Source organism: Nocardia sp. NPDC058499 (genome assembly GCF_042719915.1).
GTDB lineage: Bacteria > Actinomycetota > Actinomycetes > Mycobacteriales > Mycobacteriaceae > Nocardia.
In genome coordinates this window covers 182,860-206,852 of record NZ_JBHXMZ010000005.1, presented here as the reverse complement: position 1 = coordinate 206,852, position 23,993 = coordinate 182,860, and the positions used below count along the sequence as shown (strand labels likewise).

20 protein-coding genes are annotated in these 23,993 nt (G+C 68.7%); 8 read left to right on the top strand and 12 right to left on the bottom strand.

All coding sequences use genetic code 11. From position 1 onward, the window contains the following. Positions 1 to 21: 21 nt before the first annotated feature. On the bottom strand, positions 22 to 963 hold the full coding sequence (locus tag ACFWPH_RS17460; RefSeq protein ID WP_378752127.1) for an alpha/beta hydrolase: 942 nt from the start codon (positions 961 to 963) through the stop codon (positions 22 to 24). Positions 964 to 1,291: 328 nt separating this feature from the next. Here ACFWPH_RS17460 and gndA point away from each other — a divergent pair, with 328 nt between their 5' ends. Beyond that, positions 1,292 to 2,737, top strand: a complete 1,446-nt coding sequence (gene gndA / locus ACFWPH_RS17455; RefSeq protein WP_378752125.1) for an NADP-dependent phosphogluconate dehydrogenase — start codon at positions 1,292 to 1,294, stop codon at positions 2,735 to 2,737. A gap of 73 nt (positions 2,738 to 2,810) precedes the next feature. Here the strand turns inward: gndA and ACFWPH_RS17450 are convergent, their stop codons facing one another. Further along, a complete protein-coding gene (locus tag ACFWPH_RS17450; protein ID WP_378752123.1) occupies positions 2,811 to 3,767 on the bottom strand; it encodes an oxygenase MpaB family protein in 957 nt (318 codons plus the stop codon). Positions 3,768 to 3,900: 133 nt separating this feature from the next. On the opposite strand from ACFWPH_RS17450, the gene ACFWPH_RS17445 reads away from it, so the two are divergent. Then, a complete protein-coding gene (locus tag ACFWPH_RS17445; protein WP_378752121.1) occupies positions 3,901 to 4,524 on the top strand; it encodes a TetR/AcrR family transcriptional regulator in 624 nt (207 codons plus the stop codon). An 11-nt stretch (positions 4,525 to 4,535) separates the two neighbouring features. On the opposite strand, the gene ACFWPH_RS17440 is transcribed toward ACFWPH_RS17445, so the two are convergent. The 5 genes from ACFWPH_RS17440 to ACFWPH_RS17420 all read right to left on the bottom strand — a co-directional run bounded on the left by ACFWPH_RS17440 (position 4,536) and on the right by ACFWPH_RS17420 (position 10,179). Beyond that, on the bottom strand, positions 4,536 to 6,743 hold the full coding sequence (locus ACFWPH_RS17440) for a molybdopterin-dependent oxidoreductase (RefSeq protein WP_378752119.1): 2,208 nt from the start codon (positions 6,741 to 6,743) through the stop codon (positions 4,536 to 4,538). 308 nt (positions 6,744 to 7,051) lie between these two features. Further along, positions 7,052 to 8,104 (bottom strand): Gfo/Idh/MocA family oxidoreductase, encoded by a 1,053-nt coding sequence (locus tag ACFWPH_RS17435; protein WP_378752117.1) that lies wholly within the window; start codon positions 8,102 to 8,104, stop codon positions 7,052 to 7,054. Between the two features lie 27 nt (positions 8,105 to 8,131). After that, positions 8,132 to 8,545 (bottom strand): YjbQ family protein, encoded by a 414-nt coding sequence (locus ACFWPH_RS17430; RefSeq protein WP_378752115.1) that lies wholly within the window; start codon positions 8,543 to 8,545, stop codon positions 8,132 to 8,134. 424 nt (positions 8,546 to 8,969) lie between these two features. Beyond that, positions 8,970 to 9,863: a Sir2 family NAD-dependent protein deacetylase gene (locus ACFWPH_RS17425; RefSeq protein ID WP_378752113.1), complete on the bottom strand. Its 894-nt coding sequence runs from the start codon at positions 9,861 to 9,863 to the stop codon at positions 8,970 to 8,972. 85 nt (positions 9,864 to 9,948) lie between these two features. Then, positions 9,949 to 10,179: a hypothetical protein gene (locus tag ACFWPH_RS17420; RefSeq protein WP_033246186.1), complete on the bottom strand. Its 231-nt coding sequence runs from the start codon at positions 10,177 to 10,179 to the stop codon at positions 9,949 to 9,951. Between the two features lie 430 nt (positions 10,180 to 10,609). Here ACFWPH_RS17420 and ACFWPH_RS17415 point away from each other — a divergent pair, with 430 nt between their 5' ends. The 3 genes from ACFWPH_RS17415 (at position 10,610) to ACFWPH_RS17405 (ending at position 13,613) form a co-directional block, all read left to right on the top strand. Continuing rightward, complete coding sequence (locus tag ACFWPH_RS17415; RefSeq protein WP_378752111.1) at positions 10,610 to 11,380, top strand: MHYT domain-containing protein; 771 nt, start codon at positions 10,610 to 10,612, stop codon at positions 11,378 to 11,380. Positions 11,381 to 11,593: 213 nt separating this feature from the next. Next, complete coding sequence (locus ACFWPH_RS17410; RefSeq protein WP_378752109.1) at positions 11,594 to 12,664, top strand: nucleoside hydrolase; 1,071 nt, start codon at positions 11,594 to 11,596, stop codon at positions 12,662 to 12,664. Positions 12,665 to 12,710: 46 nt separating this feature from the next. Next, positions 12,711 to 13,613, top strand: coding sequence for an amidohydrolase family protein (locus tag ACFWPH_RS17405; protein WP_378752107.1), 903 nt, complete (start codon positions 12,711 to 12,713; stop codon positions 13,611 to 13,613). A gap of 128 nt (positions 13,614 to 13,741) precedes the next feature. Here the strand turns inward: ACFWPH_RS17405 and meaB are convergent, their stop codons facing one another. The 3 genes from meaB to ACFWPH_RS17390 are packed head-to-tail and all read right to left on the bottom strand — an operon-like array spanning position 13,742 to position 18,890. Further along, positions 13,742 to 14,734, bottom strand: coding sequence for a methylmalonyl Co-A mutase-associated GTPase MeaB (meaB, locus tag ACFWPH_RS17400; protein ID WP_378752105.1), 993 nt, complete (start codon positions 14,732 to 14,734; stop codon positions 13,742 to 13,744). Next, positions 14,731 to 17,016: a methylmalonyl-CoA mutase gene (scpA, locus tag ACFWPH_RS17395; protein ID WP_378752103.1), complete on the bottom strand. Its 2,286-nt coding sequence runs from the start codon at positions 17,014 to 17,016 to the stop codon at positions 14,731 to 14,733. Before scpA ends, meaB begins: the two co-directional genes overlap by 4 nt. Further along, entirely contained in the window at positions 17,016 to 18,890 is a 1,875-nt protein-coding gene (locus tag ACFWPH_RS17390) for a methylmalonyl-CoA mutase family protein (protein ID WP_378752101.1), read from the bottom strand. Before ACFWPH_RS17390 ends, scpA begins: the two co-directional genes overlap by 1 nt. Positions 18,891 to 19,210: 320 nt before the next feature. On the opposite strand from ACFWPH_RS17390, the gene ACFWPH_RS17385 reads away from it, so the two are divergent. Beyond that, positions 19,211 to 19,921 (top strand): TVP38/TMEM64 family protein, encoded by a 711-nt coding sequence (locus ACFWPH_RS17385; RefSeq protein ID WP_378752099.1) that lies wholly within the window; start codon positions 19,211 to 19,213, stop codon positions 19,919 to 19,921. A gap of 119 nt (positions 19,922 to 20,040) precedes the next feature. On the opposite strand, the gene ACFWPH_RS17380 is transcribed toward ACFWPH_RS17385, so the two are convergent. Together ACFWPH_RS17380 and ACFWPH_RS17375 are read right to left on the bottom strand one after the other, a co-directional pair. Then, the gene (locus tag ACFWPH_RS17380; protein ID WP_378752097.1) at positions 20,041 to 21,312 is read right to left on the bottom strand and encodes an SPFH domain-containing protein; all 1,272 of its coding nucleotides are present in this window, start codon (positions 21,310 to 21,312) and stop codon (positions 20,041 to 20,043) included. Further along, positions 21,313 to 21,744, bottom strand: a complete 432-nt coding sequence (locus ACFWPH_RS17375; RefSeq protein ID WP_033246193.1) for an NfeD family protein — start codon at positions 21,742 to 21,744, stop codon at positions 21,313 to 21,315. Positions 21,745 to 21,845: 101 nt separating this feature from the next. On the opposite strand from ACFWPH_RS17375, the gene ACFWPH_RS17370 reads away from it, so the two are divergent. Then, a complete protein-coding gene (locus ACFWPH_RS17370) occupies positions 21,846 to 22,673 on the top strand; it encodes a DUF3097 domain-containing protein (protein WP_280461703.1) in 828 nt (275 codons plus the stop codon). A gap of 64 nt (positions 22,674 to 22,737) precedes the next feature. Continuing rightward, entirely contained in the window at positions 22,738 to 23,553 is an 816-nt protein-coding gene (locus ACFWPH_RS17365) for a hypothetical protein (protein WP_378752094.1), read from the top strand. The last annotated feature ends 440 nt before the right edge of the window (positions 23,554 to 23,993 follow it).

Genomic DNA, 23,993 nt, shown 5'->3' with positions numbered 1-23,993 from the left:
CCGATTCCGCTGTCCCGGCGCTCATGCCCCCAGGGCGCGCGCGAGATGAGGCCAGGAATCGTGCAGGTCGTATTCGAACTGTCCCCAGGTGTGTGCGCCGGCCGGGCGGTCGATGTGTACGGCGTCGACCCCGAGTTGGGCCAGCCGGCCGGCGAAGGCCGAGGTACAGCTACTGGCGATGGCTTCGACGGGCGGAAAACCCCAGCCGCGGTCGATGGCGCCCGGGATGCCCGAGGCGGCGGACAGGTACACCGTTTTACCGGCGAGCCGCGCGGCGTGCCGGAAGGCGTCGTGCGCCTGCCATCCGGGGCCGCCGGGCGGACCCCACATATTGCCGGGGTTGCCGCCGCCGCGCAGCACCTGCGCGCCGACCATCGCGACGCCCGCCGCATCCGCGGACCAGGGGCAGCCGCTGTAGGAGGCGACCGCCTGATAACGGCCGGGCGCCTGGATCGCCAGGTCCACCGCCGAGCCTCCGCTCATGGACACACCGGCAACAGCATTGCGGCCGGTTGTCGCGAACCGGGCGTCCACCACCGCGGGGAGTTCCGCGGTGAGGTAGGTCTGCCAGCGGGCGCGGCCGAGCGCCGGATCGTCGGTGAGCCAATCGGTGTACATCGTGTACGCGCCGCCGATCGGCATCACCACGTTCACATTCTTGTCGCCGAAGAACTGCCGGACATCGGTATCGTCCCACCAGGAGATGCCGTCGGTTCCGCCCCCGATACCGGTGAGCAGGTAGATCGTGGGGGCGGGCCCGCCGCCGGCCGCCGGGATGACCCGGTTGCTGATCACCGTGTTCATCGCCGGGGAGAACACCTCCAGCTGGACGGCGCGCCCGCCGAGCGGCCGTTCCGCGTCCACCCGTGGGCCCGGCGCGGCCGCCGCCGGAGACGGAACGAACAGTGCTACGGCGGCGACGAGCGCCACACTCGATACCGCGAACAGATATTTCCACCGCACTTCTCCCTTGTACCCGTTCTCGCGGCGCCGCAACGTCCGGCGGCGTTTCGGCCGCTTCCACCAGTCCCCTTGTGCGGGAGCAGAGCCCAGCACGCGGGTCGAGGGCCGGGCCGGACGCCCGATGTCCGCCGAAGCCGCCCCACCGGCCTCCGACCGGCTATGGTTCGGGGCCGCCGGGCCGGCATCGGCGGGTCCGCGCGCGCGGGCCCGGAGCCACCCGGTAGAAAAGAACAGAGGCAGTCAGCCGTGCTCGCGAGCGAACCGCACCTGTTCGCGGACGCGGCGCGACCGGCCGGAACATAAAACTGTCGAAGGAAAGAGCAGGTTCATGGCGTCCTCCACAGCGCGTGCCCAGATCGGGGTCACCGGCCTGGCGGTGATGGGCAGCAATATCGCCCGTAACTTCGCCAAGCACGGATACACCGTGGCCCTGCACAATCGCAGCGTCGCCAAAACCGACGCATTGCTCGCCGCGCACAGCGGCGACGGTGATTTCGTCCGCACCGAAACGGTCGCCGAGTTCGTCGCGGCGCTGGAGAAACCGCGCCGCGTGCTCATCATGGTGAAGGCCGGCGACGCCACCGATGCGGTGATCGAAGAGCTCGCCGCGGCCATGGAGCCCGGCGATATCATCATCGACGGCGGTAACGCCCTCTACACCGACACCATCCGCCGGGAAGCGGCGCTACGGGACCGTGGCCTGAACTTCGTGGGCGCCGGTATCTCCGGTGGTGAGGAAGGCGCCCTCAACGGGCCCTCCATCATGCCCGGCGGACCGGCCGAATCCTATGAATCGCTGGGTCCGCTGCTGGAGTCGATCGCCGCACAGGTCGACGGCACGCCGTGCTGCACCCATATCGGCCCCGACGGGTCCGGGCATTTCGTGAAGATGGTGCACAACGGTATCGAGTACGCGGATATGCAGCTGATCGGCGAGGCCTATCACCTGTTCCGCGCCGCCTTGGACCTCGATCCGAAGCAGATCGCCGATATCTTCACCCAGTGGAACTCCGGCGATCTGGAGAGCTACCTGGTGGAGATCACCGCCGAGGTCCTCGGGCAGGTGGATGCGAAAACCGGTAAACCGCTGGTCGATGTGATCGTCGATGCCGCGGAGCAGAAGGGTACCGGGCGCTGGACGGTGAAATCGGCGCTCGATCTCGGTATCCCGGTGACCGGTATCGCCGAGGCGGTGTTCGCCCGGGCGCTGTCGGGGTCGCGGGCCCAGCGCGCCGCCGCCAAGGATCTGGCCGCGGGCGAACTCGCCGCCAAACCGACCGATATCGCCCAGTTCACCGAAGATATCCGGCAGGCCCTGTACGCCTCCAAGGTTGTCGCCTACGCGCAGGGCTTCGATCAGATCGCCGCGGGCAGCGCGGAGTACGGATGGGATCTGAAGCCCGGCGATATGGCCACCATCTGGCGTGGCGGCTGCATCATCCGCGCCCGCTTCCTGAACCGCATCAAGGAGGCCTACGAAACCGATCCGGCGCTGCCGAGCCTGATCCTGGACCCCTATTTCCGCAGCGCGATCGAAACCGCGATCGACAGCTGGCGCCGCGTGGTCGCCACCGCGACCCTGCTGGGTATCCCGGTACCGGCGTTCGCCTCCTCGCTGTCGTACTACGACGCCCTGCGCGCGCAGCGGCTGCCGGCCGCGCTCACCCAGGCCCAGCGCGATTTCTTCGGCGCGCATACCTATGAGCGAGTGGATGCCGAGGGGAAGTACCACACGCTGTGGAGCGAGGATCGGTCCGAAGTCCGGACCAGCTGAGCCGGCGGCGCCAGGCGGATCGGTCCGCCCGGCGCCGGCCCAGGGCTCGGTTTTCGCGGCGTACGGCCCGGTTTCAGCGCCGGTCCTCGGGGACCGCGAAGGATTCCAGGCCGAAGCTGCGGAGGGTCCGGATCAGCTTCTCGTATCGGAACCGGTTGTATGCCAGTGGCTGGAGCAGCACGCGGTCGGGCAGAGTCCGCCAGGCCCATTGCAGCAGCCGGACGTAGAGTGCGAATTCCTGGTCGTGGCGCGGTTTCAGTTCGAAGCCGGTCAGCTCCTGCACCTGCGGATGCATCACCTTGGACGAGCACACCTGGATCACATGGCCCGCCACCGGCCGCATCACCAGCCACATCGGGGTGAGTGCCCGCCGGGCCGGCGACGGCAGACCCAGAGTGGGCAGCGGAAGGCGGGTGAGTCCGGCGAATTTCTCCACGAGGAACGGGTTGGCGCGTAGTTCCTCGGTCGCCATCGTGTCGTAGTATTCGCGAGCCTCCGCGAGATCGGCGGGCAATTTGCCTGCGGCGCTGGGAAGTTCGAGATCGGCGAAGGCCTCGCGGAGCAGCTGGTAGGCCGCTTCCTCCTCCTCCGGCCGCAGTGCGGTACCGGTGCAGGGGGTGAAGGTGTTCAGTACGACAAAGATGCCGCTCACCGCGATCCATTTCCAGGTGAACGGGCTCAGCGCACTGTATTTCACCTCCCCGAAATCCGCGGTCCCGGTGCCGCGGACATCGCGGTGGCGCAGTTTGAGCCAGTCGGCCTCGGCGCGGCGGTCGTCGGAATCGCCCCACAGCGCGATCATCGCCGAGGCTCCGCTGCGCACCCCGCGGTCGGCGAAATTGGCGGCGAACCGGCCGGTGCGGTCCACCGAAGCAGCCACCGGCACGAGGGCGACCTGATCGAAGGCCGCTCCGGCGAAGACACCGGCCAGCACGCTACCGGAATGCTTGCGGAACTCCCGCAGGACCTCGGGCCGGATCCGGGAGCCGGTGGACTTTTCGGCGGTGCGCACCGTTGCGTTGTTCGCCATGTCGTCACCTCGGGAAGAGTGGGAAATGATAGTTCAACCACCTTCAGACTATCACCGAGAGCTGTGCGTGCACCAGAACGCCGAGCCCCCGGGGGACCATCCCGCCGCGTGGCGGGCCGGTAGGCTGGTGCGAATGGAGACCGCCGCTGCGCCGTGGACCGAACTGCAGCAGTTGGATACCAGATCACGCACAATCGTCGACGCGGCCCGGGATTGTTTCGCGGCCGACGGCTTCGACGACACCACCATGGTCCGGATCGCCGAAACCGCCGGTGTCGGGGTCGCCACGGTGTACCGGCGGTTCGGCACGAAATCGACGATCCTGCGCTACGCGTTGATGGCCGAATCGCAGCGGGTCTCGACGATCGTGGCCGATGCGATGCACGGGTCATCCGGCCCGGTGGGCGCACTGGCGGATATGTTCGCCGCGTTCGTCAGCGAGGCCACCGCGCCCCTGCTGCTCACCCGCAGTCTGCGGTCCTCGGGCGGCGCCGGGCAGCTCACCGATTTCCTGACCGGCGACGACGCGGTCGTCCAGGGTCGCGAGCCGGTGGCGCGGTTCCTGACCTACTGGCAGCAGCGTGGGGAGCTCGGCAGTTTCGATCCGGACGTGGTGGCCGAGCTGTTCGTCCGGCTCACCATATCGTTCATCGCGAACCCGCGCGGCGTGCTCCCGCTCGGCGATACCGAGGCCGCGCGGGAATTCGCCCGCACCTACCTCGCACCGCTGATGTACCCGCACTCCGGCGGCGACTGAACCGGCACCGATCAGACCGGCGCCAGGGTGACGGGTACACCGTTGAACACCGCATTGCCGGACGGTATGTCGAGTACCGAATCATCGGTCAGCGTATTGGCATTCACGCCGGGGGTGCCGGCCGCCACCTCTTGCGCACTGCCGGCGTGGCCCCAGCCGTGCGGCAGACTCACGACTCCGGGCATGATCGTCTCGGTGGGTTCCAGAGGGACGGTCAGGGAGCCGGCAGCCGATTTCACGACGGCGCGATCACCGAGTCCGAGGCGGGCGATATCGTCGGGATGGATCTGCAGCGTGCAGCGATTGGTGCCGCCTACCAGCCGCTCCATATTGTGCATCCAGCTGTTGTTCGAGCGGAGATGCCGCCGGCCGATGAGCACCAGATCCGCCGGCGCCGCCGCCGAACCGGCACGCAGGCGCTCGATATCGGCCAGTAACAGCTCGGGTGCGAGTTCGACCTTTCCGGAGGCGGTCCGCAGGACCTCGGGAAGTCGGGGCCGCAGCGGACCGAGGTCGATACCGTGCGGATTGTCCAGCAGGGTCTGCACACTCAGCTCGCCACCGTTCCAAGCACCGTAGGGACCCAGGCGCAGCATCAGGTCCAGGCGCTGTTCGGTCGTGGTGGCGCCGAGTAGATCCGGCCGGCGCTGGGCGAAACCGGCGCGCTGCAGCGTATCGGCGATAACGAATTCGTCGAAGGCGGCGAGCGGATCGAAATCCGCGGTGGGATTATGCGGTTGCCCGCTCACCGCCGCACCCAGCCGCACATACACGGCCGCCTCGGAAGGCCGATCGTCCAGCGGAACCAGCGGCGGCGAATACCGGGCGTAGTTGCGCACCGCGAACTGCAGCAGCGCGAAATCGTAGTGCGGCGACTGCACCGGGCGGGGCGGAGGCAGGATCACATCGGCGTGCCGGGTGGTCTCGTTGAGGTAGCGGTCGACGCTCACCATGAATTCCAGCCCGGCGAACGCCTCGTCCAGCCGGGGGCCGCTCGGCGCGGACAACACCGGGTTGCCCGCCACGGTGATCAGGGCGCGGACCTGACCGTCACCCGGTGTGGTGATCTCGTCGACGAGCGTGGCGACCGGCAGTTCCCCCATCGCCTCCGGCAGCTGCCGGACCCGGCTGCGCCACCGGCCGGGCCGGAAGGGTTTGGTGCGGACGATCCCGCGCGCGGCGGCGGTCGCGAACATGACCCCGCCGGGACGGTCCAGGTTACCGGTCAGGACGTTCAGGACATCGACCAGCCATTGCGTGAGTGTGCCGTATTCCGCTGTGCACGTGCCGATCCGGGCATACACCGCGGCGGTGGGCGCGGCGGCCAGCTCCCGCGCCAGGCGGCGCACGGTATCAGCGGGGACACCGGTGCGCTCGGCCACCCGTTCCGGCGGGAAATCCGCCGCCGCGGCGCGCACCTCGTCCACACCGTTGGCCTCGACGGCGATATCGGTGAGCCCCTCGGCGAACAGGGTGTGCACGATTCCGAAGAGGAGATAGGCGTCGGCGCCGGGCCGGATGAACAGATGCTCGTCGGCGACGGCCGCGGTGCGGGTGCGCCGGGGATCCACCACGACCAGCCGGCCCCCGCGTTCCCGCAAGGCGCGCAGACGGCCGGGGAAATCCGGGGCGGTACAGACCGAACCGTTGGATTCGAGCGGGTTGGCGCCCAGCATCAGCAGGTAGCCGGTGCGGTCGAGATCGGGCACCGGTACGGCCAGCGGGTCACCGAAGAGCAGGCCGCAGGCGAGCTGTTTGGGCATCTGGTCGGCGGTACTGGCGGAGAACAGATTCTTGGTGCCGAGCGCGCGGATCACCGCCGGGGCGTACAGGGTGCCCGCGACGGTGTGGGCGTTGGGATTGCCCAGATACAGCGCGACCGCCTGGTTGCCGTGCGCGGATTTGATCGCGGGAATACGTTCGGCGATGAGATCGAACGCCTCCTCCCAGCTCGCGGTGCGCCAGGTGCCGCTCGCGCGATCCCGGATCATCGGCTCGGTGAGGCGATCGGGGTCGCTGTCGAGGCGGCCGAAGCTCGCGCCTTTCGGGCAGAGGAAACCGGCGCTGAAGGGGTCCTGTTTATCGCCGCGGACCGCGGTCACCCGGTCGTCGGCGTCCAGGGTGAGTTCGAGACCGCATACCGCCTCGCACAGCGGGCAGGTGCGCAGCAGATTCCGCGAACCGGTCGCGGAATCAATAGGAGACGTAGGTCGGGCCATGACTCCATCATGGCCCGGCGAGCCGGTGCTCGGGTAGTGTTCCGCCGATTTCGCGACGATAACTGCGGCGCCCTGCCCTCAGTCAGTTTCGTCCTGATCGTTCAGGGACCGGCGACGACCGTGCGGTAGCGCGCGGCGGCACCTCCCGTCCGAGCCTGAGTTCATGCGCTTGCCGGCCTCGGAGCGGGTCTGAACTCGTCGCGTTACAGGCCATGTCGGCGTCGTGGCCGGACGGCCGCACCAGCACGTTTCGGTGCCGGTCAACGCGTTCCGCCGGCCGCGTTCGGTACGTGCCGCCGGACATGCTGTCAGAGGTGCACCACGCTGCCCGACTCGGCCGACTCGCGGGCGGCCTCGAGGATTCGCAGACCGGCCAGGGCGTCGCGTGGGTCGACCGGAACCGGTGCACCGTCGAGTATCGCCTCGGCCAGGGCGCGGTAGAAGGCGAGGTAGTCGCCGGGCAGGGTGGGAAACGCCGCCCCCTCCGGGTCCGCGCCGAGGATTCCGTACCGTTCGGGTTCCACGGTTCCCCATGGCTTTCCGTCGTCCGGGCGCCGGCCGCTGCGCAGCGCGGCCTCTTGCGGATCCATCCCGTACACCTCGTAGCCGGCCTTGTCCCCCAGTACCCGGAAACGCGGGCCGAGCCGCGGCGCGACCGCGCTGGCCCACAGATGGGAGCGGACTCCGCCGGTATGGGTCAGCGCCAGGAAAATATCGTCGTCGGTGCTCACCCCGGGGCGCCGGGAATCGAGTTCGCAGTAGACGGCGCCGACCGGACCGAACAGGGTCAGTGCTTGATCGACGAGATGGCTGCCCAAGTCGTAGAGGGTCCCGGCGGCGTCGGCGGCGGTACCGGTCTCGCGCCAGCCGCTCTTGGGCACCGGCCGCCAGCGTTCGAAGCGGGATTCGAATCGGCGCACCTCCCCCAGCCGGCCCGACCGGGCCAGTTCTCCGACGGTCCGGAAATCACCGTCCCACCGGCGGTTCTGGAACACCGTCAGCACGCTACCGGATTCTTCGGCAGACCGGACCACCTCCGCGGCCTCGGCGGCGGATACCGCAAACGGCTTGTCCACCACCACGGCAGTGCCCGCGGCGAGCGCCCGCTGTGCCAGTTCGGCGTGGGTGCGGTTGGGTGCGGCGACAACCACCACATCGATCCCGGACAGATCGGCGAACAACGCGTCGGCGTCCGGCAGAACCCGGACACCCGGATGCTCGCGCCGAGCCTGCTCGCTCCGTTCCCGCGAGCCCGTCACCACAGCGGCCACCCGCAGCCGCGGTTCGGCGGCGATCAGCGGTGCGTGGAATACCGCACCGGCCAAGCCGTACCCGATGATCGCGACGCCGAGACTGCGCATACCCGCGACGTTACCCGGCGCCGCCGCTCACCCCGCGGAGGCCAGGAACGACAGCCGGACCTGCCGGTCGGGGTTGTCGACGTTCACATCGACGAGGGCGAGGGACTGCCAGGTACCGAGCGCGAGTTCCCCGTCGAGCACCGGAACGGTCGCATACGGGGCGATGAGCGCCGGTAGGACATGGGAGCGCCCGTGCCCGCGCGACCCGTGCGCGTGCCGCCAGCGATCGTCGGCCGGCAACAGATCCCGCAGCGCGGCCAGCAGATCGTCGTCGCTGTAGGCACCCAGTTCGATGACGGCGACACCGGCGGTGGCATGCGGGACGAAGACGTGCAGCAGCCCGTCGCCACCCGCCTGCCGCACGAATTCCGAGCATTCACCGGTGATATCCCGGACCGTCTCGGTGTTCCCGGTGCGTACCGCGATCAGTGTGCTCCGCATATCCGCAGCGTACGCGGCGGCACTTCCCACCGGTCAGCGTGCAGGCAGTGTGCCGCAATCCGCTGAACACGTGCCTTCGACTGCCGCGGCGGTCTCAGCAGTCGCAGCGCCGACCGTCCCTTGCCCCCTCGAGCGCCGTCGTTCCTTGTCCCCTCGAGCGCCGATCCGTGCCGGTTCGGGCGAGCGCTGCTGCATCGATCGGCCGATGGGCTGACACCGGCGATCCGGTATGTGGCGCCGATCACTGTTGCAGACGAGCGCGTCACGCGCGGCCCCCGTCCGCGGTCTCCTCGATCCCGTCCAGGGGTCACAGGCTGACATCGCCCAGCAGCTCCGGCGCGGCGTTACCCAGTTTCCTCTGGCCGACCAGATCGGTGCCACCACCGAGGAACGCCGCTCGAGTCCAGCATGCGTACCGCGTTGATCACACGGTGCGGTACGGCTCCGCGGTCCGGCGGTTCGCGTAGCGGTCGGCAATCCGAGCCAGGACCGGTGAACAGCCGGCGGCCACCGTGCGCGCGGCCAAGTCGTCGCTGCGGGTGGGGCCACGGTTGACGATCAGTACCATGCCGCCGCGACGGGCGACGCGGTGAACGAAGCGGCGGCCGGACCACACCGTCAAACTCGAACCCGCGACCAGGATCACTTCGGCCGAATCGACCAGTTCACACGCCGCGGCTACCCGCCCCGGCGGCACGTTTTCGCCGAAATAGACGATATCCGGCTTCAACAGTCCGCCGCAGCGTTCGCAATCCACCATGCGGAACCCGGCCACATCCTCGACCACCGCATCGGCGTCCGGTGCGACTTCCAAGCCGGTCACCGAGGAGACGGCGAAACCGGGATTGACGCGTTCCAGCCGTTCGGCGAGCGTCATCCGGGAGATCCGGGCACCGCAGGCCAGGCATCGGACCTGCGCGTAACAGCCGTGGAGGTCGATCACTCGCCGGCTGCCCGCTTTGGTGTGCAGCAGGTCGACATTCTGGGTGATCACACCGGCCACCACACCGTGACGCTCCAGGACCGCCAGCGCGCGATGCCCGTCGTTCGGCCGGGCGGCGTCCATATACCGCCAGCCCACGTGATTCCGGGCCCAGTACCGGCGGCGGAATTCCGGATCGCCCACGAACTGCTGGTAGGTCATCGGATTGCGCGGCGGCGAATCGGGCCCCCGATAATCGGGGATACCGCTGTCGGTCGAGATTCCGGCGCCGGTGAGTACGACCACGCGCCGGTCGCCGATCAGCGCGACCAGATCATCGGCCGCGTCCACGTCGCGTACCGGGTGATCGTCGGTGAGCAGCGCCGTATCGGACATGTTCCCGAGAGTACGGGTGTCCCGGCGCGGTCACCTCATCCCTCCGGGAGCAGGGCTCCGGCGCTGTGCCGGAGCCGGCCGGGAGTCAGGTCTGGAGACCGGCGAGTTTCCCCGCCTCCGCGTCGAGTCCGAGCATCGCCAGGAGGTTCCGGCAGTCGGCGGCATCGGTCGAGTGTCCGGCGACGATGCGGGCGGCGACGGCGCTACGACGGGCGACCTCCGCCCGCTCGGCGCTGCGGATCTCGGCGAATTCGGCCAGTTCGGCCTCGGGTAGCTCGTGATCGACAGGGGTGGGACGGCTGGATGTGCCAGGCATGGGTCTCCTTCGAGGTTGCCCGAAGCCTACGCTGCCGGCCGGTGCGGCACAGCCCAACCGGAAAACCTCCGGTGCCGCCCGTGGATGGCGAGCGTGGGGCCGGGTTCGCACGGCGGCCGGGGCGGCACTTCACTCGGGGCGATTACCGGAGTACGGTGCGGCGGTATCCGGCAGACCTCCTGCGGAATTGCCGATTGCGGCGAGTGCCGATCGGTTGCCGGAACCACGGTGGGTACCGAATGCGGACGTGGCGAATCGCCGCCGGCGTCGACCCGAAACCGGATTGTCTCGAATACGCCTTTGTCGCTTCTGGGGCCCTTGTTTTATACGACATATTTCCTCTAAATTCACTCCCTGCACGTTCACCGTTCTGGAATGCCCGCGTTCCGCAGTCGTGCGGTCGGGATTCCGTGCAGCGAGGAGGTCCCCGGTGGAGATCGACCACTTCAGCCACGGCTGGCTCACCCCCGTGGTCGCGTACGTCATGTCGTTCACCGGGTCATTGCTAGGGCTACGGTGCATGAGCCGGGTGCGCGGCAGTTCGATTTTCGACGGCTGGCTCATCGCCGCCGCCGTCGCCATCGGCGGCACCGGCATCTGGGTTATGCATTTCATCGCCATGCTGGGCTTCCGGATCGACGGCGCGGCCATCAAATACGACGTCCCCGTCACGCTGGCCAGTGCCCTGATCGCGATGATCGTCGTCTGGCTCGGGCTGTGCCTGGCCCAGCAACGCACGCTGGGCAACCGGGGTCTGCTGATCGGCGGCGTGGTGACCGGCCTCGGCGTGGGCGCCATGCACTACGCCGGTATGTATGCCATGAAAACCGATGTGGAGATCGGCTACGACTGGCCCACCGTGGCCCTGTCGATGATCATCGCGGTTCTCGCCGCGACCGCCGCGCTGTGGTTCACCCTCAATGTGCGCGGTACCCTCGCGACTCTCGGCGCCGCCCTGGCCATGGGGATGGCCGTGGCCGGAATGCACTACACCGGGATGTTCGCCATGCATATCGGCGATCAGCAGCACCATATGCCGCCGTCGGGCGCAGGGGCCGCCCAGCTGCTCACACCGCTCATCGTGAGTGTCAGCCTGGTGACCGTCGGCATGCTATTCCACCTGGGCCTCACCGAGGTCGGCGGCGCGACACCCCTCACCCGACGGCCTGCCACCGAGAACTACTGGCCGACCCGGGACTGAACTCGCCCCGCGTCCGAAGTGCGTCACGTGACGTCGCCACGCCACCAACAAAGTTCGGCCGAATTGTTCGGTGCGGAATGCCACCATCCAACGGGCGGCCTCGTTCCAGTGGCCGCCGGGCAATGCGGCGCCCCTGGGCCGGGCGGATCATCGCGCCACCGCTCGATACGGGGCGCAGGCTCAGGCGCCCTGCGACGCCACTAGGCTCGGGGAGTGCGGCAGCGGATCATCGTGGATGTGGACACCGGCGTGGACGATTCTCTCGCCCTGCTGTATCTACTCGCCAGCCCGGACGCCGAGATCACCGGTATCGCCGCGACCGCCGGAAACGTGCCCGCCGGCCAGGTCGCGATCAACAACCTGGCCTGGCTGGACCTGGTCGGCGCCCCGGATATCGAGGTGGCGCTGGGCGCGACCGACCCGCTGGCGATACCGCTGCGCACCACCGAGGACACCCACGGACCGCAGGGCGTCGGCTACGCCGAACTCCCTGCCCCGACCAGGCGGATCTCCGACCGCAGCGCGGCACAGATGTGGGTCGATCTGGCGCGAGCACACCCTGGGGAACTGCTCGGCCTGTGTACCGGACCGCTCACCAACCTTGCCCTCGCCCTGCGGATCGAACCCGAGCTTCCGCGGCTGCTGCGCCGGCTGGTGATCATGGGCGGGGCGTTCAACCATCCGGGCAACACCACACCCACCAACGAGTGGAATATCCACGTCGACCCCGAAGCCGCGAAGATCGTTTTCGACGCGTTCTCCGCCGCACCGGCGCACCGGCGTCCGGTGGTGTGCGGCCTCGATATCACCGAAACCATCGAGATGCGGCCCGCGCATCTCACCCGGCTGGCGAGCCGGGCCGCGAGCTTCCCGATCGAAACGGTATCGCCGGACGATCCGCCCGCGGCACGATCGGCGGCGAGCAATCCGATCATCCGCCACGTCACCGACGCCGTCCGCTTCTATTTCGATTTCCACCACGGCTACGATCTCGGCTATCTGGCGCATATGCACGATCCGTTCGCGGCGGCCGTGGCCCTGGACCCCACCCTCGCCCGGACCCGGCCCGCGACGGTGGACGTGGAGCTCGGCGGCACCCTCACCCGCGGCGCCACCGTCGCCGACTGGGCGGGTATGTGGGGTCGCCCGCCCAACGCCGATATCGTCGTCGCCACCGACCCCGACCGGTTCTTCGACCGGCTCATCACCCGGATCGGCGACTATGCCCGCGCGCAGTTCCCCGCGTCCGCCGGCGAACACACGCTCACCGCCGGATCGAGCTGACCCGGCCGCACGACAACAGCCGTTCCCACACGAGGAGGACCAGCCAGTGACCACACCCGGTGGCTCCGAGATCCCGGCCGACGAGGCGTATCTGGCGCAGTTCCGGCAGGGCCTCGACCTGCCCGGGCTGATCGATGTGCACACCCATTTCATGCCGCACCGGGTGATGCGCAAGGTGTGGGCGTACTTCGATTCGGCCGGACCGCTCATCGGGCGTTCCTGGCCGATCACCTACCGGGACGAGGAGCCGGTCCGGCTCGAGGCGCTACGACGGTTCGGGGTCCGCGCTTTCACGGCCCTGGTGTACCCGCACCGCCCGGATATGGCGGCCTGGCTCAACGACTGGACGGCGAAATTCGCCGCCGAGGTTCCGGAATGCCTGCATACGGCGACGTTCTATCCCGAACCGGCCGCGGCCGAATACGTCACGGCCGCACTGGAACAGGGCACACAAGTCTTCAAGGCACATATCCAGGTCGGCGCCTACGACCCCCGCGATCCGCTGCTGGAACCGGTGTGGGGTGCACTCACCGACGCGCAGGTACCGACGGTTGTCCACTGCGGCTCCGGCCCGGCACCCGGTACGTTCACCGGCCCGGAACCGATTGCCGAGGTACTCCACCGATTCCCGCGGCTACCGCTGATCGTGGCCCATATGGGTATGCCCGAATACCGCGAATTCCTCGATCTGGCCGACCGGTATCCCGGTGTCCATCTCGATACCACCATGGCGTTCACCGATTTCGCCGAGGACGGTAGCCCTTTCCCGCCCGATGCCTTGAAACGGCTGGCCGATTACGGCGACCGGATCATGTTCGGCAGCGATTTCCCGAATATCCCCTACCCGTACCGCCACGCCGTGCAAGCGCTGGAACGCCTCGACCTCGGCGACGACTGGCTGCGCGCAGTCTGCTACCGCACCGCTGCAAAACTTTTCGATCTCGACTGAACCGCCAGCGGAACTACCGCGCCCCCGCCACCGGTCCGCGCGTAGTTGGATGCGCATATCCACACTGCGACATTGTGAACGCAGGCCGAAAGAAACTTCGGCGGCGCTGTGCACCGCCGAAGTCCCGGTCAGTTGTCGAAAGCGTCCAGTAACCGTTCCGCGGCGAGCGCAGCTGTGAGCGCACCCGCCCGCACCTGCGCCTCCACGTCCCCGCGGATCGACTTCACGTTCGGATTGTCGGCAAGCCGGCGCAGCAACTGGTCGTGCACCATGGTCCAGGTCCAATCGACCTGCTGGCGGCGCCGCTTCTCGGCGAACTCCCCCGCCTCGGTCAGCACCCGGCGATGGTCCAGCACGGTCTGCCAGAACTTGTCCAGCCCGGTCCCCTCGAGACTGCTCATGGTAAGTACCGGTGGTTTCCACAACGCATCGTGCGGATGGATGAGCCGCAACGCTCCGGACAGTTCCCGGGCCGCGCCCTTGGCCTCGATCTCGTGTTTACCGTCGGCCTTGTTCACCGCGACCAGATCGGCCAGTTCCAGCACACCCTTTTTGATGCCCTGCAGCTGGTCACCGGTGCGGGCCAGGGTGAGGAAGCAGAATACGTCGACCATATTCGCCACCGTCACCTCGGACTGGCCGACGCCGACGGTTTCCACCAGGATCACGTCGTAACCGGCCGCTTCGAGCAGCGCGATGGTTTCGCGGGTGGCCTTGGCGACCCCGCCGAGCGTCCCGGCGGTCGGCGAGGGCCGGATGAAGGCGTTCGGCTCCACCGACAGCCGCGCCATCCGGGTCTTGTCACCGAGGATCGACCCGCCGGTGCGGGTGGACGACGGGTCCACCGCCAGCACCGCGACCTGGTGGCCCTGCTGGATCAGGTTCATCCCCAGCGCGTCGATGAAGGTGGATTTGCCGACCCCGGGCACACCGGTGATGCCGACCCGATTCGACAGGGCGGCACCGGGTTCCGGGGTCAGTTTCAGCAGGAGCTGCTGGGCCCGCTCCCGATGGTCGGTCCGGGTGGATTCGACCAGGGTGATCGCCCGGGCGAGGGCGGCCCGCTCACCGGAGCGGACCGCCTGCGCGAGCGCGTCGACGTCGATGGCGCGCGCGTTCATCCCTGCGTATTCGCCTCGGCACCGGTTGCGCCGGAACCGAGCTCGTGTCCGAGCGCGGCGCCGAGCTTACGCAGCAGATCGATCGCGGCGTCCGCGATCACGGTGCCCGGCGGGAAGATCGCCGCGGCACCCGCCTCGTAGAGCTCGTCGAAATCACCGGGCGGGATGACCCCGCCGACGATGACCATGATGTCGGACCGGCCGACATCGGCCAGTGCCTGCCGCAGGGCGGGCACCAGCGTGAGGTGACCGGCCGCCAGCGAGGACACACCGACGCAGTGCACATCGTTGTCCGCGGCCTGGCGGGCCACCTCTTCGGGGGTCTGGAACAGCGGGCCCACATCGACGTCGAAGCCGAGATCGGCGAAGGCGGTGGCGATCACCTTCTGGCCGCGGTCGTGACCGTCCTGGCCCATCTTCGCGACCAGGATCCGGGGACGCCGGCCCTCGGCCTCGGCGAATTCCTCCACCAGATCCCCGGCGGTGGTGATGTTGGTGACCTTGCCGGCCTCATCGCGATACACACCGGACAGGGTACGGATCTCGGCCTGATGCCGGCCGTAGACCTTCTCCAGCGCGTCGGAGATCTCGCCGACGGTCGCCTTTGCCCGCGCGGCGTCGATCGCCAGCGCCAGCAGGTTGTTCTCCATCCCGCCGTCGGACGAGGCGGCGGCCCTGGACAATTCGGCCAGCGCCCGCTCCACCGCGTCCTGATCGCGATCGGCGCGCAGGCTCCGCAGCTTCTCGAGCTGCTCGGCCCGCACCCGCGAATTCTCGACCTTGAGGACCTCGACCTCGTGATCCTCGGCGACCTGGTACTTGTTGACACCGATCACCGGCTGCTGGCCGGTATCGATACGGGCCTGGGTCCGGGCCGCGGCTTCCTCGATCCGCAGCTTCGGAATGCCCTCACCGATGGCCTGCGCCATCCCGCCGTGCGCCTCCACCTCGGCGATATGGGCCCGCGCGCGTTCGGCGAGCTGATGGGTCAGCCATTCGACGTAGTAGGAGCCACCCCACGGGTCGATCGGGCGGGTGGTGTTGGACTCCTGCTGGATCAGCAGCTGGGTATTGCGTGCGATACGGGCCGAGAAATCGGTCGGCAGCGCGAGCGCCTCGTCGAGGGCATTGGTGTGCAGCGACTGGGTGTGCCCCTGGGTCGCCGCCATCGCCTCGATACAGGTCCGCGCCACATTGTTGTAGGCGTCCTGCGCGGTCAGCGACCAGCCCGAGGTCTGCGAATGGGTCCGCAGCGACAGCGATTTCGGATTCTTCGGTTCGAACTTCGCGACCAGTTCACTCCACAGCAGCCGGCCCGCACGCAGCTTGGCGACCTCCATGAAGAAATTCATGCCGATGGCCCAGAAGAACGACAGCCGGGGCGCGAACTTGTCGATCTCCATTCCGGCGTCGATCCCGGCCCGCAGGTATTCCACGCCGTCGGCGAGGGTGTAGGCGAGCTCCAGATCGGCGGTCGCACCGGCTTCCTGGATGTGGTAGCCGGAAATGGAGATGGAATTGAACTTCGGCATCTTCGCGCTGGTGTAGGCGAAGATATCGGAGATGATCCGCATCGACGGTTTCGGCGGATAGATATAGGTATTGCGGACCATGAACTCTTTCAGAATATCGTTCTGAATCGTTCCGGCCAGCTGTTCCGGCGCCACGCCCTGTTCCTCGGCGGCCACCACGTACAGCGCCAGGATCGGCAGCACCGCACCGTTCATCGTCATCGAGACGCTGACCTGGTCGAGCGGGATCTGGTCGAAGAGCTGGCGCATATCCAGGATGGAATCGATGGCCACCCCCGCCATGCCGACATCACCCTGCACCCGCGGATGGTCGGAGTCGTACCCGCGGTGGGTGGCCAGGTCGAACGCCACCGACAGGCCCTTCTGACCGGCCTGCAGGTTACGGCGGTAGAAGGCGTTGGAATCGGCTGCGGTGGAGAAACCCGCGTACTGGCGGACGGTCCACGGCTGATTCACATACATCGTCGGATACGGTCCGCGCACGAACGGCGCCACACCGGGGACGCTGTCGAGCGGGAAACCCGCCGCGGCCACGGCGTCCCGATCGGCCTTGGTGAATACCGGCGGGACGTCGATCCCTTCGGGGGTCGACCACACCAGTTGTTCGGGAGCGTAGTTGTTCGCGGTGGCCGACTCCTGCACGAAGGCATCGCGTGCGCTCTCGTCGGCCGCGGCGGGGGTCAACCCCGGCTCGGTGAGCGGCACGTCGGCGAAACTGCCGACCACCTGCTCGATTCGCTGAGTCGTCATCAGGCTCCCACCTTCTCCAGCAGGGCGGTCAGGGCGGCGACCGCGTCGATCCGGGCCGCCAGGAACCCGTCCGGACGCCGGGCCTCCTCGATACCGTTCACGACCTTCTCGGGTCCGGCCAGCAGTACCGTGTCGACGCCGGCGCTGCGTAGTTGTTCCACCGCGCCCGCGGCATCGGTGCCGTACCGCGCGTCGGTGCCGCAGAGCACCGCGATCTGCACGCCGGATTCCTGTGCCGCCGCAGCGATCTCACCGTCGGCCAGGGGCCCCGGATTGATGGATTCGATCCCGCCGGAAGCCAGCAGGTTGGCGATGAAGGTGACCCGCACATTGTGCTCGGCCACTGTGCCCAGCGGCACCAGCAGCGCCTGCGGGCGGGTGCCGTGCGCAGCCAGATAGGTATCCGAACGATCGCGCAGCGCTTCGAACACGGCGCCGTAGCGCTGCCCCGGTCCGGCCGTCAGAGCGGCCTCCGACAGCGGCGCCTCGGCCAGGTTCGGGAATTCGTTCACGCCGGTGACGGCGGTCCGGCGGTGGGCGATATCGCTTTCCCGCCGTGCCTTCGTCGCATCGATACGCGTGCCGAGCAGGCCGGAATCCAGCGCCGCACGGTAGCCGCCGGCGGCCTCGAGTTCCTGCATGAATTCCCAAGCGGCAGCGGCCAGGTCGGCGGTGTACTGCTCGACGTGCCACGAACCGGCACCAGGGTCGTGTACATGCCCGAGATGGGATTCCTCGAGCAGCAGCAGCTGGGTGTTGCGGGCCATCCGCTCCGAGAACGACGCCGAGACCCCGAGTTCACCGGCCGGCAGCGCGGAATCGAACGGCAGCACGGTGACGGTATCGGCGCCACCCACACCGGCGCCGAAGGCGGCCAGGGTCGTGCGCAGCAGATTCACCCAGGGGTCGCGCCGGCTCATCATCGCCGCGGAGGTCACCGCATGCTGCGGAGCCGCGCCTTCCGACGGTGCGCCGAGGGCGTGGGCGACCCGCGCCCAGAGACGGCGCGCGGCGCGGAACTTGGCGATGGTGGCGAACTGGTCATCGGTGGCGGCGAACCGGAACTCCACCTGGCGCAGCGCCTCGGCGACCGGCATCTCCCCGGACAGCACGCGCAGGTATTCGAGCCCGGCGGCGACGGCGGCACCCAGCTCCTGGGCGTCGGAGGCGCCGGCATCGTGGAAGACGGTGCCGTCCACGGTGATCGCACGGACGGATTCGGGGCGCTGCCCGGCGGCGGCCGCCAGGGCCGTGGTCTCGGCGAGCCCGAGTTCCTCGATTCCGGCGAAAGCGGCGGTGAGCGGGGCCGCGCCGAGGGAGATCCGGATCGCGGCGCGGTCGGGCGCTGAATACCGGTCGACCACCTCGTACACGGCCGCGGCCGCTTCGGCGGTCTCGGTGCCGGCGCGCAGAGCCAGCGGCGCCAGCTCGAACAGCAGGCCGTCGAGCGCGGCGGCCAGGTCACCCACCGGTACACCGTGCGCACCGACGGCGAGTTCGACGGCGCTCGCGCCGTTCTCGAGGCCGGTGGTCAGTTCCCGGTTCGCGGTCGCCGCATCGGCGGCGGCGATATGGACGTTGACGAACCAGCCGCGATGGACATCGCGGGTGCCGTCGCCGCCACGAACGAACGGATAGGCTCCGGGCAGCGGCTGCTCGGGCAATTCGTCCCGGCGTGTGTACAGCGGCGCGATCTCCAGTCCGTCATACGTGGACTGGTTCAGCAGCTTTTCGGGTTCCGCACCGAGTTCGGCCGCATCGACCTTGCGGGTCTTGGCCAGCACACCCGCCACACCCTTGCGCCAGGCGGGATATTCGGGCACCGCGGACGAGGACGGATCAGCCCCCGCCGCGGGCTCTGCAGCAATCGGCATACCCTGTTCCCTCTTGTCGTTCCAGTACAAGCGCACCAACTACGTGCGCGGGTACCTTGGCATCCGCCCAGCTCAGCGAATACTTTGGTTAACGGGCATTCAGCCCGCCCCTCCGATGCTAGCCGGGACGCCCGTATCGAGCGCCCGGGGCCACCGCTACCAACGAGTAACCTCATCCTGCCGAGATGGCCCGGCGGGCGGTCCGCTACTGTTCTGGGCCGCCTCGTCCGATCGCACAACCGCCGCGCCCCGGGACCGTGCCCGGCCACAGCGTCGGCACCGATTGCCGCGACGCGCACACCACTCGGTAATCTCGCCCGGTGTCCCGCATCCTCCGCGACCGCCGGCTGGTCCTCGTGCTGTGCCTCGCCGCGGTCGTCTGCGCGGCGGCGCTGCTCACCCCGTTACCGGACCCCCGCCAGATCCAGGAATGGGCGCAGGGCGCCGGACCGTGGTTCCCGGTGCTGTTCTTCGCGGCGCATACGCTGATCATCATCGCGCCGGTCCCCCGCACCGTGTTCACCGTGGCATCGGGGCTGCTTTTCGGCCCCTTCCTGGGCCTCGGCGTGGCGGTCACCGCCTCGCTGCTGAGTGCGGCGGCGGCCTTCCTGCTGGTCCGCGCCTTCGGCCGGGACCGGGTCGCGCCCTACCTCAACCATCCGACCGTGCAGATCATCGACGACCGTCTGCGCCGCCGCGGCTGGCTCGCGGTCGGCGCGCTACGCCTGATCGCCTTCGCGCCGTTCTCGGTGGTGAACTATTCGTGTGCACTGTCCTCGATCCGCTTCTGGCCGTATCTGGGCGCCACACTCGTGGGCATCCTGCCGGGCACGGCCGCCACCGTAGTGCTCGCCGACGCACTGACCGGTGGCACCCACCCGGTCATGGTCGGAGTGTCGATCGCCTGTATTGCCGCCGGCTGCCTCGGCCTGGTGATCGACCAGCGCTGGAAACCGGTCACCACCGACCCGGCCGCCGTCCCCGGCCACGCCCTTGTCACGTCATCGGCCGATAGCGCGACCGACCGATAACAGGGGTGGACCGGAGGTCGTGTCCAGCAGAGGGTTTCGATTGTTCCCTGACCGGCGATACGGTGCCGCGGTTTCACCGGATGGCCGATCCGGTCATCCGGCGGGCCGGAGCGAGCGGTTTACTGCTGGTGCGGTGGCCGCGGCTGCTGGTGGTACTGCTGCGGAGGCGTCCCCGGCTGCTGTGGTTGCACGCCGTACGCGGGGCCGGGCTGCGGCGGCATGACCGCCTGCGGGGGCTGCTGCTGCCGCGGCGCCGTCTGCGGATCCGGTTTTGCCGTGTTCACGGGAGCTGCCGTATCCACCGGTGTCCGCGCCACCGACTCGGCGGCGCGCACCGCACGCTCGACGGCCGGATCGGTACTGGTGTCGAACCAATCCGCGACCTCGTCGGCGTCGTCATCCAATTTGCCCGAGGTCTCGTCCTCGGCCGGGGGCTCGTACCGGAAGACACCGTCCTCGCCCTTGGTGGCGAAATTCTTCGCGAAACCCTCCAGCGCCTTCCCGAAATCGCTCGGCACCAGCCACACCTTGTTCGCATCGCCCCGCGCGACCATGGGCAGGGTCTGCATGTACTGGTAGGCCAGCAGCTCGGGGGTGGGTTTGCCCGATTTGATCGCGGCGAAAACCTTCTCGATCGCCTTGGCCTGCCCCTGCGCCTGCAGATAGGAGGCGGCGCGCTCACCCTGGGCCCGCAGGATACGGCTCTGCCGTTCACCCTCAGCGGACAGGATCGCCGACTGTTTCGCACCCTCGGCGGAGAGGATCTGCGACTGCTTGGCACCCTCGGCGGTCTTGATCTGCGATTCCCGGTTGCCTTCGGCGGTGAGGATCATGGCTCGCTTCTCCCGGTCCGCCTTCATCTGCTTCTCCATCGACTCCTGGATCGACGGCGGCGGATCGATGGCCTTCAACTCCACCCGGGCCACCCGCAGGCCCCAGCGGCCGGTCGCTTCGTCGAGCACCCCGCGCAGCTGGCTGTTGATCTGGTCGCGGGAGGTCAGCGTCTCCTCCAGGGTCATTCCGCCGACCACATTGCGCAGCGTGGTCACGGTGAGCTGTTCGACCGCCGCGATGTAGTTGGAGATCTCGTACACCGCCGCCTGCGGCTGCATGACCTGGAAGTACACCACCGAATCGATCTGCAGGGTGAGATTGTCCTGGGTGATCACCGGTTGCGGCGGGAAGGACACCACGCGCTCGCGCAGGTCGACCTTGGCGCGGATACGGTCGACGAACGGCACCAGGAACGTCAGCTGCCCCGACGCCGTCCGCGAATACCGGCCGAGTCGTTCGATCACCGCGGCTTCGGCCTGCGGTACCAGGGCGATCGACTTGAAAACCACCACCGCCGCCAGCACCACCAGTGCGGCGACGAGTATCAATGCAGCCATTTACGGGCCCTTCCAGACGACCGCGGTCGCCCCGTCGATCTTCATCACGTATACGGTCGCGCCCTCCGGGTACTCCTCCCCCGGGTCCAGGGACCGGGCGCTCCACACTTCGCCGCTCAGCTTCACCCGGCCGTCGTGTTCACCGACCGGTTCCAGCACCAGCGCGGTCTTACCGGTCAGGGCGTCCACATTGGTCGGTGTCGGCGGTGGAGTTCCGAAGCGCCGCAACAGCGTCGGCCGGACACCCAGTAGTAGCACCACCGCCGAGACCGCGAAGACCACCGCATCCACCACGACCGGGGCATCGGTCAGGAAGCTCACTCCCGCGGTCAGCAACGCGGCGGAACCGAGCATCAGCAGCGTCAGTTCACCGACGAACATCTCGGCAGCCGCCAGCAGCACACCGGCGACCAGCCAGACAATAGCGGCCACGCCGCCCAGCCTAGTGGGATATTCCGCCGCACGGGGCCCGGATGACGACACCCCGCCCCGGCAGCCGCCGCCGAACCCGCCGATACGCTACTTTCGGGCCGGTGAGCGATCGATACGGCGATATCTTTTCCGGCCATCCGCGCACCGCGAAACGCACCGTTGCCCAGGTCGTGGCGGAACCCGAACTGGTGGTGGAGGACGCGGCCAGCGGTTTCTGCGGTGCGGTGGTGGGGTTCGACCGCACCTACGACGGCGATTTCGTGAAATTGGCGGACGCCCGCGGCGCGGTACGCCTTTTCGCGTTGCGCGAAGCGGCTTTCCTCATCGACGGCAAGCCCGTGACATTGCGGCGACCGGCGAAATCGGCGCCCGCGAAACCCGCCCGTTCGGCCTCCGGTTCGACCCGGGTGGAGGGCTTGCGCGCGAAAGTTGCCGCGCCGAGCCGGATCTGGGTGGAAGGCGTGCACGATGCCGCGTTGGTGGAGCGGGTCTGGGGGCACGACCTGCGGGTCGAGGGCGTGGTGGTGGAGCATTTGGAAGGACTGGACAATCTCGCTGCGCGTCTGGCCGAATTCGGCCCCGGACCCGGTAAACGGGTCGGTGTGCTCGTGGACCATCTGGTGACCGGATCCAAGGAAACGCATCTCACCACCGGGCTCGGTGAATTCGTTCTCGTCACCGGGCATCCTTTCGTCGATATCTGGCAGGCGGTGAAACCGGCAGCCGTCGGAATCCCGGAATGGCCGCGCGTCCCACGCAACGAGGACTGGAAAACCGGTGTCTGCAGCCGACTGGGCTGGGGCACACCGCAGGACGGCTGGCGGCGGGTGTATTCGGCGGTGAATTCGTTCCGGGATCTGGAGGCGCCATTGCTGGGCGCGGTGGAACGGCTGATCGATTTCGTCACCGAACCGGGGCAACAATTCTAACGCGTGCCGACAGCCTGCGCAGACGCTGCCCGCCGACTGCCGGCACCCTTTATGCTCGATGATTATGTGCTCTCCCAGTGCCACCCTCACGCTGTGGGCCGGTTCGTGGCTCGCGGGTCGCAGCGCGCCCGACGACGTTCTCGAGGCATTGCACGCCTGGGCCCCGCGGCACACGCTGTCCGCCGGTGATCCGGTGACCGGTGGGCGCACCGACCTGCCGTGGACCGCACTCGGGGAGACCGCCGCGACAGCGGTTATGCCGCTGCTCAAGATGATTCGGCAGGCACTGGCCGCACCCGGTGCGGAGCTGCGGCTGGTGCTGCCGGTACCCGGCGATGTCCGCGGGCTGCCGGTCGGTACCGCGTTCGCCACCGATGCGATCGAGGCGGGCGAGGGAATTCTCATCGGAGTTCCGGGCGCGGAGGGCACTGGGCTCATCCCGTATCACGAGGATGATTCCACCCTGCAGTGGACGGTCTACGCCGTCCCGATGCCGCCTGCCGCGGGCCCCGATATGTCGCTGGGTGAGGCCGAGTACGCCATGCGCGAAGCCGTCCGCGATGCCGCCGACGCGCTCATGCGGCTGCACACCACCGGCCTCGGCGGCGGCGACGCGGATCCACGCGAACTCATCGAGGCCGAACTGGCCGACTACTCCCGCCACACCTACCCCGAGTACGTGCCGCTGCGGGCCAGACGCATCCTGGATACCGCCGACCACGTGGCGGCGATCCTCACCGTCGCCCAGCGCGAGCCCGCCTCCGCACCCACCTCGGCCACCGCCGCGACGGCCCAGGAATCCTTGCTGCGCCCCCTGTGGGACGCTCTCCGGGCTGCCCGCCTGGTCGCCGTGCACACGGCAGCTCCCCAGACACGCTGAGCCGGCCCCGCGACGGTCGGGCGTCCGGATCGCCACCGGCGCTGTGTTGTCCCCAGGCCGACTCGTCCACACAGAGCGCTCCGATCACCATCGGTCCACCCTGGTCTCGACGGACCCACCGACCGGACGCCACCCCTGACTACCGGCCGGCGCGGCGACGACCTCCCTGCTGGACGTAGCGGATCCACCGCCCGCCCAACGGCCTGGGTGCGGTGCACCTATCACCGTCGGTCCGTCCTGATCACGACAGGCCTGCCGGCCGCTCGCACGCAGAACGGGCTGTCCCGCGAGGGAGGTGCAGCGATCACGTGCCGGTCATCGTGCCCTGAGAGGGTGCCGCACGCGGTCAGCCGCCCGACCCGGCACGGTCCGCTATCGCCGCCGGCCGGCGCGAGCCCGGTCTTCGACGTCGGCGCTGCGGTGGTGCGCCCGCGACGCGG

Bases quoted from the DNA above. Each gene is read 5' to 3' on its own strand.
- gndA (WP_378752125.1), top strand. From the start codon at position 1,292: ATGGCGTCCTCCACAGCGCGTGCCCAGATCGGGGTCACCGGCCTGGCG.
- ACFWPH_RS17450 (WP_378752123.1), bottom strand. From the start codon at position 3,767: ATGGCGAACAACGCAACGGTGCGCACCGCCGAAAAGTCCACCGGCTCC.
- ACFWPH_RS17445 (WP_378752121.1), top strand. From the start codon at position 3,901: ATGGAGACCGCCGCTGCGCCGTGGACCGAACTGCAGCAGTTGGATACC.
- ACFWPH_RS17440 (WP_378752119.1), bottom strand. From the start codon at position 6,743: ATGGCCCGACCTACGTCTCCTATTGATTCCGCGACCGGTTCGCGGAAT.
- ACFWPH_RS17435 (WP_378752117.1), bottom strand. From the start codon at position 8,104: ATGCGCAGTCTCGGCGTCGCGATCATCGGGTACGGCTTGGCCGGTGCG.
- ACFWPH_RS17430 (WP_378752115.1), bottom strand. From the start codon at position 8,545: ATGCGGAGCACACTGATCGCGGTACGCACCGGGAACACCGAGACGGTC.
- ACFWPH_RS17425 (WP_378752113.1), bottom strand. From the start codon at position 9,863: ATGTCCGATACGGCGCTGCTCACCGACGATCACCCGGTACGCGACGTG.
- ACFWPH_RS17420 (WP_033246186.1), bottom strand. From the start codon at position 10,179: ATGCCTGGCACATCCAGCCGTCCCACCCCTGTCGATCACGAGCTACCC.
- meaB (WP_378752105.1), bottom strand. From the start codon at position 14,734: ATGAACGCGCGCGCCATCGACGTCGACGCGCTCGCGCAGGCGGTCCGC.
- scpA (WP_378752103.1), bottom strand. From the start codon at position 17,016: ATGACGACTCAGCGAATCGAGCAGGTGGTCGGCAGTTTCGCCGACGTG.
- ACFWPH_RS17390 (WP_378752101.1), bottom strand. From the start codon at position 18,890: ATGCCGATTGCTGCAGAGCCCGCGGCGGGGGCTGATCCGTCCTCGTCC.
- ACFWPH_RS17380 (WP_378752097.1), bottom strand. From the start codon at position 21,312: ATGGCTGCATTGATACTCGTCGCCGCACTGGTGGTGCTGGCGGCGGTG.
- ACFWPH_RS17365 (WP_378752094.1), top strand. From the start codon at position 22,738: ATGTGCTCTCCCAGTGCCACCCTCACGCTGTGGGCCGGTTCGTGGCTC.